Here is a 17,664-nt window from a genome sequence, read left to right as displayed (position 1 = left end):
TGGAGGAAACAGGATCAGACGCGGATCGGGCGGGAGTCGCCGCCGTGCAAGGTCGGCCACACCGCCCGCCAGCGGGCTTTCAAGCCGTGCAGGGCCACCAGGGCGAACACCGCCAGGGCCGCGAAGCCGAGGAAGCCGATCTGGTAGGAACCGGTCATCTTCTTGGCCATGCCCAGGCTGGAGGCCAGGTAGAAGCCGCCGATGCCGCCGGTCATGCCGATCAGGCCGGTCATGACGCCGATCTCCTTGCGGAACCGCTGGGGGGCCAGCTGGAAGACCGCGCCGTTGCCGGCGCCCAGGGCCAGCATCGCGAACATCAGCACCGCCAGGGCGACCCAGGCCGAGGGCATCTGGAAGCTGGCGGTGGCCAGGCCCACGGCGGCAAGGGCGAAGACGACGGTCAAGGTCCGCACCCCGCCGAACCGGTCGGCCAGGGCCCCGCCCACCGGCCGGATGAACGATCCGGCGAACACGCAGGCGGCGGTGAAGAAGCCGGCGATCACCGGGGTCAGGCCGTATTCCGAGTTGAAGTAGATGGTCAGGGACGAGGCCAGTCCGACGAAGCCGCCGAAGGTGACCGCGTACAGCAGCATCAACCACCAGGCGTCCGGGACCTTCAGCACGTCCATGTATTCGACCAGCGTCTTGGGCGCGGGTTGTTCGGGGGCGTCCTTGGCCAGCAGCATGTAGACCACGAAGGCCACGGCCAGCGGGATGGCGGCCAGGCCGATGACGTTCTGCCAGCCGAAGGCCTTGGCCAGCAGCGGGGCGAACAGGGCGGCCAGGGCGGTGCCGGAGTTGCCGGCGCCGGCGATGCCCAGAGCCAGGCCCTGGTGCTCCTGCGGATACCAGCGGGAGGCCAGCGGGAGGGCGACGGCGAACGAGGCGCCGGCTACGCCGAGCACCAGGCCCAGGGCCAGCACCTGGTGATAGTTGTGGATCCCGACGGCCCAGGCCAGGGTCAGGCCGGCCAGGACGATCAACTGGCTGATCATGCCGGTCTTCTTGGGACCAATGCGGTCGACCAGCACGCCGTTGACCAGGCGCAGCACCGCGCCGGCCAGCACCGGGATGGCGACCATCAGGCCCTTCTGGGCGGGGTCGAGGTGGAAGTCCTTGGCGATGGCCACGCCCAGCGGGCCCAGGATCACCCAGACCATGAAGCTGAGGTCGAAATACAGGAACGCGGCGAACAGGGTCGGCGTGTGGCCGGCCTTCAGGAAATCACGGGAGAGCATGATTGGCCTCGGATGTTGCGTGTCTGCGAGAGCGGGGCGGCGACGCCCCGGGGCGGGTGACCGCATCCGAGCGGTCGTCTCTGGCAGCCACGAACGCCGTTGTCCGGAGGCCTGACGCTAGTGAAGGATCAGAACGCGGAGCGAGTCACGCGGCATGCTGCGATGCGGCGTAATCCGAGGCCGCTTCGTGCAGTTGCTCAGCAAACAGGCGTCGCCGCTGCTCGAAGCATGAGCAGATCGGATAGGTGCTGATGAGTTTGAAGGGCTTAGGTCGACGCTCGGCCGACGGAGAAAGACGCCGCATAGCCCCGCGCATCCGCCGGATCGAACGGTGCGCCGTCGAACAAGGCCGAGGCCGGGGGCGCGGCGTCGGCGAACACCTGGGCCGGGTCCAGCACCGGTCCGAGCGACAGGGCCGCTTCCCGGAACAGGTCCGGGCGATAGACGCGGTCGGCGACGGCGGCCAGGTCCAGGTCGGCCCCGACCTGTCCCCAGCGCACCATCTGCGACAGGAACCACAGGGCGTGCTCGCGGCGCGGCAGGCCGGCGGCGTCACGGTGGAAGACGATCTCGGACTTCAGGGCGCGGGCCATGACCTCGGCCTCGACGCCCACATGGTCGGGCCGTGACAGCAGGGCGACTAGCTCGGCGTGGTTGCCCGGCTCGTCGGCCCAGGCCGAGGCGCGGATCAGGGCGCGCAAGGCAGCCCGCAGTTCGTCGCCGTGGCGCTCGGCCCAGGCGGCGGTGACGCCGAACACCTTGTCCGGCCCGCCCGGCCAGAACTGCGAAGCCTTGATCAGCACCTCGCCCAGCCCTTCGTCGACGGCGACGGCGTTCCAGGGCGCGCCGACGCAGAAGCCGTCGATCTCGCCCGAGCGCAGGTGCTCGACCATGCGCGGCGGCGGGGTGACCACCAGGCGCACGTCGCGGTCGGGATCGATGCCCGCCTGGCCCAGCCAGTAGCGCAGGAAGTAGTTGTGCATCGAGTGCGGGAACACGACGGCGAAGGTCAGCAGCGGCGCGCCCTGCCCTCGCCGGCGCTCGACGACCTCGGCCAGGGCCTTGGCGGTGACCAGCGGCGCGGCCAGGGCCTCGGGATCGGCATCGCGCATCGTCGCCGCCAGCTTGGCCCCGACGGTGATCGCGCTGCCGTTCTGGTTCAGCGCCAGCGGCGCCAGCATGGAGTCTGCGGCCAGCGCCATCGGGGCCAGCATGTGGGCGCCGTCCAGCGCGCCCACCGAGACCTTGTCGCGGATCGTCGCCCAGGAGGCCTCGCGGCTCAGGGCGACCTCCAGCCCCTCCTCGGCGAAGAAGCCCCGCGCCTTGGCCACCACCAGCGGCGCGCAATCGGTCAGGGGGATGAAGCCCAGCGTCAGGTCGGCCAGTCCGCTCACGAGGCGTCGCCTTTCAGCACGCCGGCGAAGGCCAGGAGGTCGGCGGCCACCGTTCCGATCGGCTTGCCGCGGTCCATGGCCAGCTTACGCAGCAGGCGATAGGCGCCGTCCTCGTCCAGGCCGCGCTCCTTCATCAGCAGCCCCTTGGCCCGCTCGACGGTCTTGCGCGATTCCAGGTCGGCCTTGGCCTTGGCCAGGTCGCCGCGCAGCTGCTGGGTCAGGGCGAAGCGGCTCATGGCCACGTCGAGGATCGAGCGCACCCGGGCCGGCGCCAGGCCGTCGACGACATAGGCCGCGACCCCGGCCCGCACGGCCTGCTCGGCCAGGCCCGGTTCGGAGCGGTCGACGAACATCACCACGGCGCGCGGATTGTGCTGCCCGGCCTCGCGCAAGCTTTCCAGCGTATCGCGGTCGGGGCTATCGGCGGCGATCACCACCACGTCCGGCGCGAACTCGGCGGCCTCTCGCTCATCAAACGTGGCCGCGCGACGCACCTCCAACGGCTGCACGCCGGCGAGCCCCTCGGCGACGAGGGCGGCGCGCGCGGGATCCGGATCGATGACGAGGACGCGCATGCCCTCCGCCCTAAGTCCGTCCGGCGGCAGGTGGGAGCGGTGAAGGTCCATTGCGGTCGGAGTAACTCAATCAGCCTGGTATTTGCGCACCATAGCTTGAAATAGCGGCGCCAGACGCCCTGGCAAGTCGCCACAGGCGCCCCGACCGCGGCGCCTGTGGATGAGACCGCTCAGCGCCGGTCGGCGAACTGGCCGTGCAGTTGGATCCAGGCCGCCGGCCGTTTGCCGGTACGGACGACCAGGTCGTCGCGCAGGGCGCGATAGCGCGGGTCCATCAGGCTGGCCAGGGCGAAGGTGCCCACGCCGTTGGACACGTCCCACGGGTGGGGCGCGTATTCCCTCTGGCCGGCGGCGGCGCGGTCGCGGTCGAACTGGATTTTGGAGTTGGCGAACTCGACGTGGACCTTCTCGCCCTTGGCGTAGGGCGCCAGCCAGTCCAGGGCACCGGGCAGATTGGCGCCGACCGGGCTCTTCCAGGTGAACCAGTCCTCGCCGTGGGCCTTGGCCGACAGCGCCGCCATCATCAGCGGATCCAGGTCGTAGGTGACGTAGTGGATGGCGTCGCGCTCGTGGAAGTCGAACACCGTGCCGTCGGCCCGCAGGTTGGCGGTGACCTGGGCGCGGAACGCCGCCCTCGCCCGTTCGATCAGCTTGGCGTCGCCGGTCTGGAAGGCGGCCATGGTCGCCAGCTTGACGCGGTGGCTCTGCCAGTTGGTCTCGAAGTTCTTCGGCTTGGCGTCCATCGCGTCGAGGTAGCCGGCGGCCATGCCGCGCCACAGCTTGTCGACCTTGGCGCGCGTCGCGGTCGGCAGGTCGGCCTCGGTCAGGTCGTAGGCCATCAGCAGGGTGTCGAAGCCGGTCTCGTCGATCGGGTTGAACGACGGCTCGTAGATGTCGGCCCAGGCCTCCAGATAGCGGCCGGCCTGGTCCAGATAGGCGCGATCGCCGGTCAGCCGCCAGGCCAGGGCCAGGTTCAGCACGATCGGCTGGTCCTGCTTGGCCTTCAGGCTGATCTCGCGGATGCCCTTGCCCGGCAAGGTGCCTTCGGTGTGGAGCTTGGGGATCGCGCCGGGCGGACGAGCCAGGGCGGCCTTGGCCTTGGAGATCACGTCCTGGGCGGCCGGAGCCTGGGTCGCGCCCCCCTTTCCTAGGCCTTGGGCGTAGTCGGGCCCCAGCAGGGCGTAGTCGGCCGCCAGGGCCGGCGAGGCCAGAAGGGCCAGGGCGCAGGCCGCGCCCATCAGCAAGGTCTTCATGTCACGCGTCTCTTCGATACTGGAAAGAAAAAAGGGCCGGGCGATGAGCCCGGCCCCGCAGGAGGGATGGAGATCTAGAAGGTGGTCCGCAGGGTCACCTGGTAGGTGCGGCCGTCGTAGTCGATCCGGCGCGGCAGCATCGGGTCGTTTTCGTACTCCGACCGTGTGGCGTCGGTCAGGTTGAAGGCGTCGACCGAGACGGTCAGGGCGTCGGTGAACTTGTACGAGGCCGAGGCGTCCAGCTGGCTGCGCGCCTTGACGGTGCGGGCGTCGCCGACGAACGAGTTGCCGGCGGCCAGGTCGTACTTGTCGCGCCAGTTGTAGACCAGGCGAGCCCCGAACTTCGGACCTTCGTAGTAACCGATCAGGTTCAGGTTGTTCTCCGACACGCTGGGCAGGGTGATGGACTTGCCGGCCTGATCCTTGCCGTCGATCGACGTGTAGGAGTAGTTGAACGCGCCGCCGAAGTCCTTCCAGAAGCCGGGCAGGAAGTCGAAGTTCTGCTGGATGTTGAACTCGACGCCGGTGACCGTCATGGCGTTCTGGTTGGTCTGGCCGCTGATGTTGACCTGGGCTTGTTTGACCGTCCCGCCGGCCCCCGTGAAGGTGTTGGAGCTCCTGCAGACCGGCGTGCCGCCCGAGTTGTCGATCGTCAGCGTGCCCAGATTGACGTCCAGTCCCGGGATCTGGCCGCTGGCCGGGCACAGCCGCGCCGGATCGGTGATGGGGCCGATATAGCCGTCGATCTTCTTGCGATAGGCCGCCAGCGAGATCAGGCCGCCGGGTCGGTTGTACCACTCCAGCGACAGGTCCAGGGAGTCGGAGGTGTAGGGCTTCAGGCCCGTGGCGCCGATGGTCACGGTGTAGACCGGATCGACCGGCGGCGTCAGGTCGACCGGCGTCTGGACGTAGGTGGTCGGCACGATGTCGCGCGGCTGCGGGCGCACATAGGTCGAATAGGCCGCGAAACGCAGGATGAGATCGTCGCGCAGGTCGGCCGCCAGGACCAGCGAGGGCAGCCAGTAGTCGTAGTTGCGCGTCGTGGTCTTGGTGGTCAGCCCGTGATTGACCGGGCCGGTCACGACCGACAGGGCGCTGGAGCAGTTGGTGCAGTTCAGCGCGACGATCTTGTTGTCGGTGTACTCATAGCGCACGCCCAGGGCGCCGCGGATCGGAATGCTCAGCGCGTCGGACTCGAACTTCGCCAGCGCGTAGGCGGAGTAGACGTCGTTCTCGTTGCTGAAGTTGTTGTTCCAGTAGTTGCCGTCCCAGTAGTTGTTCACGAAGCCGTAGGGCGTCAGGAACACACCGGGGGCGCCGAAGGCGAACTGGTCGGGCAGGCCGTTCGGATTGCCGGCCGAGCGCGGGTTGGTGTTGACCGGCGTCAGCACGCTCAGCAGTTGGTTGACGTCCACGCCCATCCAGTTGGAGGTCGCGCCGCCCGCCTTGCCGCCGAAGAAATCCTTGGCGTAGGACAGCTGGGCCGCCATGGCCGGCGTGATGTTCTGGGTCTGGGCGCCCAGCGAGGTGTTGCGCGAGCCCGACGAGCTGAACTTCAGGCTCTCGGCGCGGCCGCCGAACTGGAAGCTGGTCAGGAACTTGCTGTCGTCGAAGGTGCGCTCGAGGTCCAGCTGGAACGAGTCCAGGTCGTTCTTGGCCAGGCCGTTGGTGCCGGTTATGCCGAAGCGGTCGGCCGGCGTGCCCGCCGCCTGGCCCGGCATCTGGGCGCCGGCCTGGGTGGCGGCGCTGGCGGCGGCCGGGATGTTGTAGGGCGTCGTGGCCAGGTGGGTGGCGTGCGGGGTGTTCAGGACGGCCATGTAGTTGGCCAGGTCCGAGCCGCCCAGGTTGACCGAGGTGGTGATGCCGTTCAGGCCGCCCGCGCCGAGGTTGCGGTACGGGTTCTGGACGATGTCGAACTCGATCTGGTTGGCCTGGGCCTTGGCGCGCGAGACGGTCAGGTTGGCGGTGGCGCGCCACTCGTCGTTCCGGAACTCCAGGGTCGGGTTGATGGCCCAGGTCTGGTTCAGGGCCGGCTCGGACCGGATCGAGTCGAAGGTGTTGATGTTCTCGGCCGAGAACTTGTTGATGTAGGCGCGCGGACCGTTCGGCGTCTGCACGATGTAGGGCGTGCCGATGTCGGTGATGTGGGCGACGGCCGAGGTCGCCGTCAGGGCGCTGTTGGTGCCCTGTCCGCCGCCGGCGTCGATATAGAGCAGGTTGTTGGTCGCCTCATCCAGCTTGCGCCGGGTCAGGAAAGCGTTGGCGCCGAATTTCCAGGCGTCGTTGATCCGCCACTCGAAACCGGTCGCGCCCGAGAGGGTGGTGCCCCGGTTGAACTTGACCAGTTGGCGGGTCTGGCTGGGATAGTAGACCCCGCCGGGATTGGCCGCGATCAGGGCGTCGTAGACCGGGTTCTGGCCGGGGACGCGCTGGTTGCCCACCTGGATCGAGCCCAGCTTGTTGGCCCACGAATTGACCGTGATCGAGTCGCGGCGGAACTTCTCGTCCTTCCAGCCGACGACGCCGAACACGGCGAAGTCGTCGCTGAGATGGGCGTTGTAGCCCAGCGAGGCCAGCGGGCTGCCCAGATTGCCCAGGTCGTTGTATTCGTACGACAGCTTGGCGAAGCCGCCTTCCTTGCGGCCCAGGGCGGGAGCGATGCGCAGGTCGATGTTGCCCGACAGGCCGCCGGCCAGGTCCGAGGCCATCGGCGACTTGATGACGTTGATCGCCGTGAAGATGTCGGAGTTGAACGCGCCCAGCGGGGTCGATCCGTTCAGGATCGGGTCGGCGAAGGCGCCGCCGTTCAGCGTGGTGCGCGCGAAGGTGCCAGGCAGGCCGCGCAGGCTGATCGTGGCGTTGCGGCTGTCGGCCTCGCGGTTGATCTGGATGCCGGGAACGCGCTGGATCGCCTCGCCGACGTTGAGGTCCGGGAAGCGCCCAAGGCCGTCCGACGAAATGCCGTCCGAGATCTGCAGGGTGTCGCGCTTGGTGGCGATGGCGTTGGCGTAGGCGGCCCGGAAACCGGTTACCACCACGGTGTCGACGACGCTTTCGTCGGCCTTGGCCTGTTCAGCCGGAGCGGGCGCGGCCTGCTGGGCCTGAGCGGCGGAACCGATCGCGACCGCGGCGCACGAGGCCAGCAGCGCGGAACGCAGGACGAGAGTGTTGCGAACGAGATTCATAAATCCTCCCCCGGACGCGTCTGATTGGGCGCCCTTATGACCGGAGTTATCCGACCAATCGCGAAATGTGTCAATGATTGGTAATGCCACTTTTCAAAGTGACTGATCTTTCTGGTCAGGCCAAAACCCAAGGAGGCAAGACCAAAGCAGTCACGGGCTTGTTGTAATTGAGCTTCCTGGCCTGCGCCGAGAGCTGGACGCGGCCAGCCGCCGACGCCGACGGACGGCATCCTAGCCCCGATCGCGGGCTCGAATCGTGTGGCAGATCGCCACAATTGAGATGTGGCGAGCCAAGGATTCCGGGGAATTGCGGCGCCTTGGTAAGGCCGCCTTGACTAGGCCTGGGGCTTCCAGCCGCCGCCCAGTGCCTGGATCAAGGCCACGGCCGTGGTCTGCCGCGCCACGGCGGCGGTCAGCAAGGCCCGCCGCGCCGACAAGGCCGAGGCCTGGGCCGCGACCACATCCGTGTAGGCCACTTGCCCGGCCTTATACTGGTTGAGGATCATCTGCTCGGTCTGGTCGGCTGCGTCGGAACTGGTCTTCAGCAGGGCGTGGCGCCGCTCCAGCACCTGGGCGGCGGTCAATTGGTTTTCCACGTCCTCGAAAGCGGACAAGGCGGTTTGGCGATAGTCGGCGACCGAAGCGTCGTAGGACGCCCTCGCCTGCTCCACCCGCGCTTTGCGCGCTCCAGCGTCGAACAGGGTCTGGGCGGCGGTCAGGCCCAGCGACCAGGTGTTGGCCGAGGCCGTGAACAGATCTCCCAGGCCCGAACCACTGGTGTTGCCGGCGGCGCTGAGCCCGATCGTCGGGAAGAAGGCGGCGCGGGCCACGCCGATGTCGGCGTTGGCGGCGGCGACCCGGCGCTCGGCGGCGGCGATGTCCGGACGACGCTCCAGCAGGGTCGAGGGCACGCCGGCGGGAATCTCGAGCACGCGGGCGCTCCAAGCCGGATCGGCCGCCAGGCGGAAACCGCTGGCCGGCTCGCCGACCAGGGTGGCGATGGCGTTCTCGTAGGTCGCGCGGGTCTGGCGCAGGCTTTCCAGCTCGGCCTGGGCCCCGGCCAGCTGGGTGGTGGCCTGCAGCACGTCCGACTTGGGCGCGATGGCGGCGGCATAGCGGTTCTGGGTGATCTGCAGGCTGCGCTGGTAGCCTTCGACCGTCCTGGTCACCAAGGCCAGTTCGACGTCCGTCTGGCGCAGGCCCAGAAAGTTCACGGCCAGCTCGCCCTGCATCGACAACCTGGCGCCGGCCAGATCGGCCGCGCTGGCCTGGGCCGAGGCGTCGGCCCCGTTTATCCCCTGACGGATGCGCCCCCAGAGATCGGGCTCCCAGCTGGCGCCGATGCTGGCCTGGTAGCGGTTGGCGTTGCCGGACCCGCCGGTCGAGTTGACCGAGGCCGAGCCGCCCGCCCGGGTCGCCGAGCCCGAGAGGTCGATGGTCGGGAACAGGCCCGCCCGCTGCTCGCGCACCAGGGCCCGGGCCTGGCGATAGCTGGCCTCGGCGGCGGCGATGGTCTGGTTGGAGACGTTGACCCGAGCGACCAGGGCGTCCAGCTGCGGATCGCCCAGCAGGGTCCACCAATCGCCGCGATCAAGCAGGTCGCCGGGCGTGGCGACCTTCCAGCCGTCCAGGGCCTTGTAGCTGGTCGGCAGAGCCGTGGCGGTGACCTGCGGGCGTTCGTAGGCGGGGCCGACGGTGCAGGCCGACAGCAGGGTCAGGGCGGAGCCGGCGACGGCAAGGTGCTTGAAGGCGGACATCAGGCGGGCTCCGGGGCGGAGGGCATGTGGGCCAGGAAGCGCTCGTCGCGCGCCTTGCCCCGCAGGCGGTCGAGATAGACGTAGACGACCGGGGTGGTGATCAGGGTGAGCAGCTGGCTGGCGATCAGCCCGCCGATGATGGCGACGCCCAGCGGACGGCGCAGTTCCGCCCCCTCCCCGAACCCGATGGCCAGGGGCAAGGCGCCCAGGGCGGCGGCCATGGTGGTCATCAGGATCGGCCGGAAGCGCAGCAGGCTGGCCTCGCGCACCGCGTCGACCGCCGAGAGCCCGCGCGAACGCTGGGCGTCCAGGGCGAAGTCGATGATCAGGATGGCGTTCTTCTTGACGATGCCCAGCAGGAGGAACACCCCGATCAGGGCGATCACAGAGAACTCCATCTTGAACAACAGCAGCGCCAACATGGCCCCGACGCCGGCCGCCGGCAGGGTCGACAGCACGGTCAGCGGGTGGACGTAGCTCTCGTAGAGAATGCCCAGCACGATGTAGATGGCCACGATGGCGGCGGCGACCAGGAACGGCTGCTGCTTGTTCTGGTCCTGGGCGCTGCGGGCGCTGCCCTGGAAGCTGCCGCGGACATTGGTCGGCAGGGCGATATCGGCCTCGGCCTGCTTGATGGCGGCCTGGGCGTCGCTGAGCGAGACCCCGTCGGCCAGGTTGAACGACACGGTCGTGGCCAGCTCGCCGTTCTGATGGTTGATCGAGGTGGGCGTGGCGGCCTGGGCGACGCTGGAGATCGCGCTCAGCGGCGTCATCGGGGTCAGGGCCGTGTTCAGGGCCGAGCCGGTGGAGGGATCGCGCAGGCCAGGATTGACCGCCGCCCCGCTGGACGTCGTCCCGCCGCTGGTCCCGCCCGTCGTCGGCACGTAGACGTCTTTCAGCGCCTCGGGGCCTGTCGAGAACCGGCGGTCCCACTCCATGATCACCGCGTACTGGTTGATGTCCTCGTAGATCGTGGCCACCTGGCGCTGGCCGAAGGCGTTGTAGAGCGCGTTGTCCACGGCGCGCGGCGTGACGCCCATGCGCGAGGCGCTGTCGCGGTCGATGGTCACGAAGGTCTCGACGCCGTTCTCGGACTGGTCGCTGTCGACGTCGGTCATCACGTCCGACCGGGCCTTCATCGCCTCGGCCAGCTTGGGAGCCCAGGCCTTCAGCGCGTCGCTGGAGTCGCTGGTCAGGGTGTACTGGTAGGTCGAATTGCTCTGGCGCCCGCCCATCCGCACGTCCTGGACGGGGTTGAGGAAGACGCTGATGCCGGTGACCTTCTGCAGTTGCGGGCGCAGGCGGTTGATCACCGCAGAGCCCTTCTCCTTGCGATCCTCAGGCCCGTTGCCCAGGGGCTTGAGATTGACGAACAGGAAACCGCCGCCCGCCCGGTTGCCGCCGGTGAAGCCGACCACCGTGTCGACGCCCGGGTCCTTGCGGATGATGTTGACCACCTGCTTCAGCTTGGCCTGCATGACGTGGAACGACACGCTCTGGTCGGCGCGCAGCCCGGCCTGGATCTGGCCGCTGTCCTGCTGCGGGAAGAAGCCCTTGGGCATGGCGACGTAGAGCCAGGCGGTCAGGCCGATCGCCACCACCAGGATCAGCATCACAAGCGGCTTGGCGGCCAGGGCCCAGTCGAGGCTGTATTCGTAGGTCTTGTGGACACGATTGAAGCCGGCTTCGAACCAGCGGGCGATGCGGCCCTCCTGCTGGCCTTCCTTGGGCGGACGCAGCAGGTAGGCGCACATCATCGGCGTGGTGGTCAGCGAGATGACCAGCGAGATCATCACCGCCGCCGACAGCGTGACGGCGAACTCGCGGAAGAGGCGCCCCACCTGGCCGCCCATGAACAGCAGCGGGATGAACACCGCGACCAGCGAGATGCTGATCGACAGCACCGTGAACCCCACCTCGCGCGCGCCCAGCAGGGCGGCCTTGAAGCGGTCCATGCCCTTCTCGATGTGGCGCTGGGTGTTCTCCAGCACGACGATGGCGTCGTCGACCACGAAGCCTGTCGCCACGGTGATGGCCATCAGCGACAGGTTGTTGAGCGAGAAGCCCAGCAGGTACATCACCCCGAACGTGCCCAGCAGCGAGACGATGGTCGCCGCCGCCGGGATGAAGGTGGCCCGGGCGCTGCGCAGGAAGGCGCTGACCACCAGCACCACCAGCGCGATCGAGATCAGCAGGGTCACCTCGATCTCGTGCAACGAGGCGCGGATCGAGTTGGTGCTGTCGCTGGCCACCTGCACCTGGATGTCGCCCGGCAGTTGGGCGCGCAGCTCGGGCAAGGTGGCGCGGACGCTGTCGACGGTCTGGATGATGTTGGCCCCCGGCTGGCGGGTGACCAGGATGATGATCGCCGGCTTGCCGTTGAACAGGCCAAGGGTGCGGGTGTCGGCGACGCTGTCGGTGACCTCGGCCACGTCCATCAGCCGCACCGGGGCGTCGCCGCGCCAGGCCACGACCAGGCCCGCATAGTCGGCCGCCTTGCGCCCTCCGGGGCTGGTGTAGACCTGGAACCGCCGCCCTGCCCCCTCCACCTGGCCCTTGGGCCGGTTGGCGTTGGCCGACTGCACCGCCGCGCGCACGTCCTCCAGGGCGATGCCGTACTTGTTGAGCAGGAACGGATTGACCGACACCCGCACGGCCGGCAGCGAGCCGCCGCCGATCTCGACGTCGCCCACCCCGGTCACCTGGGCCAGGCGTTGGGAGACGATGTTGGACACCGCGTCGTAGATCTGGCCCGGGGTCTTGGTGTCGCTGGTCAGGGCCAGGATGATCACCGGGGCGTCGGATGGGTTCTGCTTGCGGTAGCTGGGGTTGCTGCGCAGCGTGGCCGGCAGGTCCGAGCGGGCGGCGTTGATGGCGGCCTGCACCTCGCGGGCCGCGCCGTCGATGTTGCGGTTGAGGTCGAACTGCAGCGTGACCCGGGCCGAGCCGGTGTTGCTCTGCGAGGTCATCTCGGTGACGCCGGGGATGGTCCCCAGCCGCCGCTCCAGCGGCGTGGCGACGCTGGAGGCCATGGTCTCGGGACTGGCCCCCGACAGGTTGGCCGAGACCGAGATGGTCGGATAGTCCACCTGCGGCAGGGGCGAAACCGGCAACACGAAGAAGGCGGCGATCCCGGCCATGGCGATGCCGATGGTCAGCAGGACTGTCGCCACCGGCCGCCGGATGAAGGGCGCCGAAAGGTTCACGACGGCGCCCCCGGGATCGGGTCCGGATCAGCGCGATCCGGCGCGACATGGTCGTCACGCTCGCGGTGGATTCCCCTGTCGGCCGGAGCGAACCGGTCGAAGGCCAGGTAGATCACCGGGGTGGTGAACATGGTCAGCAACTGGCTGACCAGCAGGCCGCCGAAGATGGCGATGCCCAGCGGCCGGCGCAGCTCGCCGCCCTCGCCGAAGCTCAGCATCAGCGGGATGGCCGCGAACAGAGCCGCCAGGGTGGTCATCAGGATCGGGCGGAAGCGCAGGATGGCGGCCTGGAAGATGGCGTCGCGCGGGCTCTTGCCCTCGTTGCGTTGCGCGTCGATCGCGAAGTCGATCATCATGATCGCGTTCTTCTTGACGATGCCGATCAGCAGGATGATGCCGATGATGCCGATCACGCCCAGGTCGTTGCCGGTGATCCACAGGGCCAGCAGCGCCCCCACCCCCGCCGACGGCAGGGTCGACAGGATGGTCAGCGGGTGGATGTAGCTCTCGTAGAGCACGCCCAGCACGATGTAGACGCAGACGATGGCCGCCAGGATCAGCCACAGCTGGTTGCTGAGCGAGTTCTCATAGGCCCCCGCCGCGCCCAGGAAGGTGTGGGTGACCGACACGGGCATGTCGATGTCCTTCATCGCCGCGCGGATGTCGTCGACCGCCTTGCCCAGCGAGACGCCGGGCGCGGTGTCGAAGCCGATCGTGGTGGCCGGGAACTGCGAGACGTGGGTCACCTGCAGCGGCGCGGTCTGTTCCTTGATCGTCGAGATCGCCGACAGCGGCGTGGGGCTGCCGCCGCCGGTCTTCAGGTTCAGCAGGCCCAGGGACTCCGGCGCGGTCAGCAGGCCGGGCTTGGCCTCCAGGATCACCCGGTACTGGTTGGTCTCGGTGAAGATGGTCGAGACGATCCGCTGGCCAAAGGCGCTGTAGAGGGCGTCGTCGATGTCCGAGGCGGTGATCGAGAGGCGCGCGGCGGTGTCGCGATCGATGTCAACATAGGCCGCCGCCCCGGTGGCGCTGGCGTCGCTGTAGACGTTACGCACCGACTTCACGCTGGCCAGGCGCTCGGCCAGCTTGCCGGCCCATTCCTTGACCGTGGCGGTGTCGGCGCCTTCCAGCGACAAGCGGTAGAGGGTCGGGCCGGTCTCGGCGTCGATGGTCAGGTCCTGGGTCGGCTGCAGATAGACGTGCACGCCCGGCACGGCGGCGACGCGGTCGCGCAGCCGCTGCATGATCTTCTCCTGCGAGCCTTTGCGGTCGGCCTTCAGGTTGATCAGCATCTGTCCGGTATGCAGCATGGCGTTGTTGGCGCCGTCGACGCCGATGAACGAGCTGAGGCTCTCGACGGCCGGGTCGTCGAGGATCGCCCGGGCGGCCTCCTGCTGCAGGCCGGCCATGCGGTCGTACGACACCGACTGCTCGACCTCGGTGCGGGCCTGGAGCTGGCCGGTGTCCTGGGTCGGGAACAGGCCCTTGGGGATGACCACATACAGCAAGGCGGTCAGGGCGAAGGTGGCCACGGCGACGACCAGGGTCGCCTTCTGGCGCTCCAGCACCCAGTTCAAGCCGCGCTCGTAATGGCGCTCGACCCGCTCGAACACCGCCTGGGACTTGCGGGCGATGCGGCCCTGGTGCTCCTCGCCGGCCGGCTTCAGCCAGCGGGCCGACAGCATCGGCGTCAGGGTCAGGGAGACCACCGCCGAGATCAGGATGGTGATGGCCAGGGTGATGGCGAACTCGCGGAACAGCCTCCCCACCACGTCGCCCATGAACAGCAGCGGGATCAGCACCGCGATCAGCGACACGGTCAGCGAGATGATCGTGAAGCCGATCTCACGCGCGCCCTGCAGGGCGGCCGCCATCGGCTTGACGCCCTTCTCCAGGTGCCTGGAGATGTTCTCGATCATGACGATGGCGTCGTCGACCACGAAGCCCGTCGCGATGGTCAGGGCCATCAGGGACAGGTTGTTCAGCGAGAAGCCCATCAGGTACATCACCCCGCACGAGCCGATCAGCGAGATCGGCACGGCCAGGCCGGCGATCAGGGTGGCGCGCAGGCTGTGCAGGAAGAAGAAGATCACCACCACGACCATGACCACGGCCAGCAGCAGCTCCATCTCCACGTGGTGGACCGAGCCGCGGATGCCGGTGGTGCGGTCGGCCAGCACCTTGACCTCGAGGCTGGCGGGCAGCCCCTCCTCCAGTTCCGGCAGTTTGGCCTTGATGGCGTCGACGGTCTTGATGACGTTGGCGCCGGGCTGGCGCTGGACGTTGACGATGATCGCCGGGGTCTCGTTGGCCCAGGCGCCCAGACGCGTGTTCTCGGCGCTCTGAACGACCTGGGCGATGTCGCGCAGGCGGATCGGGGCCTCGTTCTTGTAGCTGACGATCAGGTTGGAATAGTCGTCGACGCTCAGCAGCTGGTCGTTGGCGTTGATGGTGTAGGCGCGGGTCGGGCCGTCGAAGCTGCCCTTGGCGCTGTTGGCGTTGGCGTTGCTGATCGCGCTCTGCACATTGGCCAGGGTGAGGCCGTAGCTGGCCATGGCCTGGGTGTCGGCCTGGATGCGGATCGCCGGGCGCTGGCCGCCGCTGAGGGTGACCAGACCCACGCCCGAAACCTGGCTGATCTTCTGGGCCAGGCGGGTGTTGACCAGGTTCTGCACCTCGGTCAGCGGCAGGGTGTCGGAGGTCACGGCCAGGGTCAGGACCGGGGCGTCGGCCGGATTGACCTTGGCATAGACCGGCGGGGCCGGAAGGTCGGCCGGCAGCAGGCTGTTGGCCCCGTTGATCGCCGCCTGCACCTCCTGTTCGGAGACATCCAGGCTTTCACCCAGATTGAACTGCAGGGTGATGATCGAGGCCCCGGCCGTGCTGACCGAGCTCATCCGCGCGAGGCCCGCCATCTCGCCCAGTTGACGCTCCAGCGGCGCGGTCACCGTCTGGCTCATCACCTCCGGGCTCGCGCCGGGATAGAGGGTCTGGATCTGGATGGTGGGGTAGTCGACCTGCGGCAGGGCCGACAGCGGCAGCAGCCGGAAGCCGACCAGGCCGGCCAGGACGATGGCCGCCATGAACAGCGCCGTGGCGACCGGTCGCTGGATGAAGGGACGCGAGGGATTCATGGCGCCGGCCTATTCGGCCTGTTGCCGGCGGCGACGCTCGCCGCCCTGCCCTTGCCCCTGACCCTGGCCTTCACGGCCGGCGCGTTCACCCTTGCCTTGGCCCTTGCCCTTGCCTTGACCCATGCGGCCGGCGGCTTGGCCGGGAAGCTGGACCTTGCCGCCCTCGCGCAGGCGGTCGCCGCCCTCGGTGATGACCTTCTCGCCGACCTTCAGGCCGCTGGCGATCGACACCTGGGCCGTGGTCGAGGGACCGGCCGTGACCTTGCGCTTGTGCACCGTCTGGCCCTCGCCCAGCACCCAGACGAAGGCGCCGTCGCTGCTCTGGCGCAGGGCCGTGGCCGGCACGACCACCGCGCCCCGGATGGTGTCCAGCTCCAGGCGGACATTGACGAACTGGCTGGGGAACAGGGCGCCGCCGGCGTTGGCGAAGCGGGCCTTGGCCTTGACCGTGCCGGTGCCGACGTCGACCACGTTGTCCAGGGTGGAGAAGGTCCCGCGATCCAGCGTGGTGGTCCGCGTTCTATCCAGCGCGATGACCGGCAGGGCCGCGCCGCTGTTGGCTCGGGCGCCGATGCGCGGCACGTCGTCCTGGGGCACGGTGAACTCGACATCGATCGGCGAGACGGTGGTGATCACCGCCACGCCGCTGGCGTCGCCCGCGCCGATATAGTTGCCGACATCGACGACCCGCAGGCCCACCCGGCCGCTGACCGGAGCGACGATGCGGGCATAGCCGACGTTCAGCCGCGCGGTGCCGACGGCGGCCCGGTCGGACATGACCGTGCCCTGCAGTTGCTTGACGGTGGCGGCCTGGGTGTCGACCTCCTGGCGGGCGATGGAGTCCTGGGTCAGCAGGGTCTGGTAGCGCGCCAGGGTGACCTGGGCGCTGGCCAGCTGGGCCTCGTCGCGGGTCAGGTTCCCCTGGGCCTGCATCAGGTCCATCTGGAACTGGCGGGGATCGATCTGCACCAGCGGCTGACCGGCGCGGACCATCTGGCCTTCCTTGAACATCACCTGGGTGATCACGCCCGCCACCTGGGGTCGGACGGTAACCGTCGCGGCGGGCGTCACCGTGCCGAGCGCCTCGATCATCACCGGCAGGTCGGTCTGGGCGGCCGTGGCGACCGCCACGGTGCTGGCCGGGCCGCGTCGTCCGCCGCCGCCGAAGCCGCCTGGGCCGCCGCCGGGACCGCCCGCGCCGCCCTCGCCCTTCGGCGCGTGCATCAGGCTCCAGGCCAGCCACACCACGCCGGCCAGAACCGCCAAGGCGATCGCGCCGCCGATGATTTGCGCCTTGCGGCTGACGGTACGGATCGGCGGATAAGGTTCGGTCATCGAGCTCTCAGGCGCGCAGGGCAAGGGGAGCGGGCAAACGCCGCCATATCCGCAGCATCAAACGCCACAGTGGCGAATCGGATGCCCGGTACGGTCACGTTAGCTGTCGCTCGCAGCCTTAGTTGCCCGGCCACGTTGCCTTAGCATTTCAGGGTCGAAATCTGTCGCGCCGCCATTTCGCCGCGAGCGCGGGCCGCTAGGCCGCGTTCAGCCGCCAGGCGAAGCGCGTGGCGATCGTCACGGCGCCGTCCTTGCCGCCCGCCGGCCCGTCGAGGTCGTCGCTCTCGATGAACTGCAGGCCGGCCTCCTTCTGGGAGCGCCAGACCACGCGGGTCAGGTGGATCTTCTTGGCGATGGAATCCACCAGGAAGGAGCCTTCCGCCTGCAGATCGAAGTCGCCGACCGCGATCCGGGCCCCGCCCTCGGCGATGTCGATGAGCGAGACCTTCCAGGCCTTCCGGCCATCGACCAGATAGGCCTTGCGCTTGGTCGGCGTACGGGGATGGGCCCGCAGGTCGACACTACCTGATCTGTTCTCGTCGTCCGATCGCATGAGAACGACCCTAGCCAAGCAGGGTTAACGGATG

Annotated in this window: 10 protein-coding genes; all 10 read right to left on the bottom strand. The window is 68.8% G+C overall.

Annotated features, from left to right (window positions below; genetic code table 11):
* Nucleotides 1–14: 14 nt before the first annotated feature.
* The gene (locus AC1DMQ_RS17445; RefSeq protein WP_477034819.1) at nt 15–1,238 is read right to left on the bottom strand and encodes a nitrate/nitrite transporter; all 1,224 of its coding nucleotides are present in this window, start codon (nt 1,236–1,238) and stop codon (nt 15–17) included.
* 266 nt (nt 1,239–1,504) lie between these two features.
* Entirely contained in the window at nt 1,505–2,632 is a 1,128-nt protein-coding gene (locus tag AC1DMQ_RS17440; RefSeq protein ID WP_477034818.1) for a CmpA/NrtA family ABC transporter substrate-binding protein, read from the bottom strand.
* Nucleotides 2,629–3,207: an ANTAR domain-containing response regulator gene (locus tag AC1DMQ_RS17435; protein WP_477034817.1), complete on the bottom strand. Its 579-nt coding sequence runs from the start codon at nt 3,205–3,207 to the stop codon at nt 2,629–2,631. Before AC1DMQ_RS17435 ends, AC1DMQ_RS17440 begins: the two co-directional genes overlap by 4 nt.
* 170 nt (nt 3,208–3,377) lie before the next feature.
* A complete protein-coding gene (locus AC1DMQ_RS17430) occupies nt 3,378–4,460 on the bottom strand; it encodes an alginate lyase family protein (RefSeq protein ID WP_477034816.1) in 1,083 nt (360 codons plus the stop codon).
* 74 nt (nt 4,461–4,534) lie between these two features.
* Nucleotides 4,535–7,645: a TonB-dependent receptor gene (locus AC1DMQ_RS17425; RefSeq protein ID WP_477034815.1), complete on the bottom strand. Its 3,111-nt coding sequence runs from the start codon at nt 7,643–7,645 to the stop codon at nt 4,535–4,537.
* A gap of 335 nt (nt 7,646–7,980) precedes the next feature.
* Nucleotides 7,981–9,402 carry an efflux transporter outer membrane subunit gene (locus AC1DMQ_RS17420; RefSeq protein WP_477034814.1) on the bottom strand — a complete coding sequence of 474 codons (1,422 nt, stop codon included), beginning with the start codon at nt 9,400–9,402 and terminating at the stop codon, nt 7,981–7,983.
* Entirely contained in the window at nt 9,402–12,608 is a 3,207-nt protein-coding gene (locus AC1DMQ_RS17415) for an efflux RND transporter permease subunit (RefSeq protein ID WP_477034813.1), read from the bottom strand. Before AC1DMQ_RS17415 ends, AC1DMQ_RS17420 begins: the two co-directional genes overlap by 1 nt.
* Complete coding sequence (locus tag AC1DMQ_RS17410) at nt 12,605–15,742, bottom strand: multidrug efflux RND transporter permease subunit (protein ID WP_477034812.1); 3,138 nt, start codon at nt 15,740–15,742, stop codon at nt 12,605–12,607. Before AC1DMQ_RS17410 ends, AC1DMQ_RS17415 begins: the two co-directional genes overlap by 4 nt.
* A 9-nt stretch (nt 15,743–15,751) precedes the next feature.
* Nucleotides 15,752–17,077 (bottom strand): efflux RND transporter periplasmic adaptor subunit, encoded by a 1,326-nt coding sequence (locus AC1DMQ_RS17405; RefSeq protein ID WP_477034811.1) that lies wholly within the window; start codon nt 17,075–17,077, stop codon nt 15,752–15,754.
* A gap of 196 nt (nt 17,078–17,273) precedes the next feature.
* The gene (locus AC1DMQ_RS17400) at nt 17,274–17,630 is read right to left on the bottom strand and encodes a PilZ domain-containing protein (RefSeq protein ID WP_477034810.1); all 357 of its coding nucleotides are present in this window, start codon (nt 17,628–17,630) and stop codon (nt 17,274–17,276) included.
* Nucleotides 17,631–17,664 lie beyond the last annotated feature (34 nt).

This window comes from Caulobacter sp. 05L422 (genome assembly GCF_056397765.1).
This window is presented reverse-complemented; position numbering and strand designations above follow the sequence as displayed.